The sequence below is a fragment of the Colwellia sp. D2M02 genome (assembly GCF_018860755.1).
GTDB classification, from domain to species: Bacteria; Pseudomonadota; Gammaproteobacteria; order Enterobacterales; family Alteromonadaceae; genus Colwellia; species Colwellia asteriadis.
The window spans coordinates 1-3,281 of the sequence record NZ_JAHKPW010000016.1 but is presented as its reverse complement, the minus strand read 5'-3'; the positions used below and the strand labels follow the sequence as shown (position 1 = coordinate 3,281).

The 3,281-nt window shown below is 37.7% G+C and carries 3 protein-coding genes; all 3 read left to right on the top strand.

Annotated features, from left to right (window positions below):
* Positions 1-272 precede the first annotated feature (272 nt).
* Complete coding sequence (locus tag KO495_RS02320) at positions 273-908, top strand: 5-formyltetrahydrofolate cyclo-ligase (RefSeq protein ID WP_215978794.1); 636 nt, start codon at positions 273-275, stop codon at positions 906-908.
* Between the two features lie 59 nt (positions 909-967).
* Positions 968-1,624 carry a ribose-5-phosphate isomerase RpiA gene (rpiA, locus tag KO495_RS02315; protein ID WP_215978793.1) on the top strand — a complete coding sequence of 219 codons (657 nt, stop codon included), beginning with the start codon at positions 968-970 and terminating at the stop codon, positions 1,622-1,624.
* 238 nt (positions 1,625-1,862) lie between these two features.
* On the top strand, positions 1,863-3,116 hold the full coding sequence (serA, locus tag KO495_RS02310) for a phosphoglycerate dehydrogenase (RefSeq protein WP_215978792.1): 1,254 nt from the start codon (positions 1,863-1,865) through the stop codon (positions 3,114-3,116).
* Positions 3,117-3,281: the final 165 nt, after the last annotated feature.

Genomic DNA, 3,281 nt, shown 5'->3' with positions numbered 1-3,281 from the left:
TTTTCTTCTTTTCATATGATAAGCAAGGCAAATTTCGCGTCAACAGTTCGCCTATTTTAAGTAAATTTAACGAAGAAGTTAGGAAAAATAGCGGCTAGAGCAACATTTATTAAGCTGAGCTCAGGTTACTTACTATTTTCGCTGAGTTTAGGTTAAGATATTGTTTAATACACTGAGCCTAAAGATGCTCAACAGCCTCATTAGTTAGCGAAATATTTAACGCGATGATTAGCGGCTGTACCACAGCTTAATTACCTGAATTGATATTGCCTATGTCACATCCTCTCAAAGAACGTACTGAATTAAGAAAACTCATTCGTCTTAAGCGCAACGCCTTAAGCCCTGATGAGCAAAACCTTGCAAGTATTCAGCTAAAGCAGCAACTATGCAATTTACCTTATATACAAAACGCCCGTCACATCGCACTATACCTAGCGAATGATGGTGAACTAGACCCAATGCCTTTTATTCGATGGTGCTGGCAACATAATAAACAAGTGTACTTGCCTGTTATTCACCCATTTAACCGCCACAATTTATTGTTCCTTAGTTTTGATGAAAAAACCTCTCTGCAAAATAACAGGTTCGGTATTTTAGAGCCTAAACTCAACGTTCAACAGGTATGCCCCATTGAAATGCTTGATGTCTTATGCACGCCTTTAGTTGCTTTTGATAACAATGGCAACCGATTAGGCATGGGCGGTGGCTTTTACGATAGAACTTTAGCAAAGTGGTTTACACAGCAAAGCTCACACACAACAAACTGTACAACACCACATAATAACTCACTATTTTACCCAATCGGTATTGCCCACAACTGCCAACGAGTTGACAGCATTCCAGTTGAACAATGGGATATCCCTTTACCTGAAATCATAACCCCTAGTAAGCGCTACCTAAAAAGCTAAAATGGGTGTTATAATCAGCCCTCAAAATTGTAGACCACTTCCAATTAAAGGCATTTAGCATGACCCAAGATGAAATGAAAAAAGCGGCAGCATTAAAAGCGCTAGAGTTTATAGAAAATGACACTATTGTTGGTGTAGGTACGGGCTCTACAGTTAATCATTTCATTGATGCTTTAGCGACAATTAAAGATAAAATCACTGGTGCTGTCTCAAGCTCAGAAGAGTCTACTAAGCGTTTAATTGCTCACGGTATTGAAGTATTTGATTTAAATAGCGTTGATGTGCTTGATGTTTATGTTGATGGCGCTGATGAAATTACTGAGCATATGGCAATGATAAAAGGTGGTGGTGCTGCACTAACACGCGAAAAAATTGTCGCTGCTGTAGCACACAAGTTTATTTGTATCGCTGATAGCTCTAAGCAAGTTAAACTTTTGGGTGATTTCCCGTTACCGATTGAAGTCATTCCTATGGCACGTAGCTATGTCGCCAGAGAAATAGTAAAGTTAGGTGGTGATCCAGCATACAGACAAGGCGTCGTTACTGACAACGGTAATGTAATTATTGATGTTCATAATTTAGAGATTCTCGATCCCAAAGCAATGGAAACACGCATAAATGCCATTGTGGGTGTCGTTACTAATGGTTTATTTGCACTACGTGGCGCAGATATTTTAGTATTAGGCTCAAGCGATGGTGTAAAAGTTATTAAATAATAGCCTTTTCGGGGGAGTAATTTATTAAACTCGCTCCCCTTACGTTAAAGCTTCCCCTTATTGATTAATAAATCATATAGTTAGAATATTTATTCACTACAAGGAGCAATAAACGCTTTAGAGTTTATGCACTATATGGTATGTTAAACTTCCATTTTAGGTATCTAGCCATCTATATCAATTACTTCTATTAATTGGTGTTAATAATAATTTAGTTAGAATTAAGTGAAGCCATTTTATGAACAACGTTAACAAGAATTCATTAGCAAAAGACAAGATCAAGATTTTATTACTTGAAGGCCTTCATCCAAGCGCTTTAGAAGAACTAAAAAGTAAAGGTTACTCAAACATTGAGTCACTTAAAACCTCTCTTTCAAAAGAAGAGTTAATTGAAAAAATAGCTGACGTACATTTTATTGGTATACGTTCACGCACACAATTAACTGAAGAAGTCTTAAGTCACGCTAAAAAACTTGTTGCTATTGGTTGCTTCTGTATTGGTACTAACCAAGTTGATATTACCGCTGCACAAGTGCAAGGTATTCCAGTGTTTAATGCGCCATTCTCTAACACTCGCTCAGTTGCTGAATTAGTGCTTGGTGAAGCATTATTACTACTACGTGGCATTCCTGAGAAAAGTGCCAAGGCACATCGCGGCGAATGGTTCAAATCAGCATTAGGCTCTGTAGAAGCTCGCGGTAAAGTACTAGGTATTATCGGCTATGGTCATATTGGTATGCAGTTAGGAATTTTGGCTGAAACCTTAGGTATGCGTGTTCGTTTTTACGATATTGAAACTAAACTACCTTTAGGTAATGCAAGCCAAGCAACATCACTACCAGCGCTATTAAATGAAGCTGATGTGGTAAGTTTACACGTTCCTGAAACGCAGCAAACACAAAACATGATTGGTGAAACTGAATTTTCACAAATGAAAGACGGTGCTATTTTCATTAACGCTTCTCGCGGTACTGTGGTTGACATTCCAGCTCTAGCGCAAGCATTAAGCAGCAAAAAAATTGCAGGCGCTGCAATTGATGTATTCCCAGTAGAGCCAAAGAGTAATGATGAAGAATTTATCTCTGAATTACGTGGTTTTGACAATGTTATTTTAACACCACATATTGGTGGCAGCACTAAAGAAGCCCAAGAAAATATTGGTTTAGAAGTAGCAAGTAAACTAGCTAAATACTCTGATAATGGCTCAAGCTTATCTGCGGTTAACTTCCCAGAAGTATCACTACCAGAGCATTCTGTACCAGGACAAAGAAATACTAGTCGTTTATTACATATTCATCACAACCAGCCAGGTGTTTTAAGACAAATTAACAAAGCCTTCGCTGAGCATGATATTAATATTGCGGCACAATACCTACAAACTGATGATAAAATTGGTTATGTCGTTATTGATATTGACTCACAAGATAGCAAGCTAGCACTAAAAGAATTAAAACGTATTGACGGTACAATTCGGGCCAGAATACTGCACTAATAAAAACAGCTAGCACTTAGCCTTAGCTAAATAAAGCCTTAAAAAAAGAGCCGTTATTGTAAAGTAACGGCTCTTTTTTATAGGGGCTGTTGATCTTTAGAGATTATTTTTTCAGCTTTTTGTTGGGTATTTATACAAGGCAGAGCCTTTGTAATGTAGTTATTC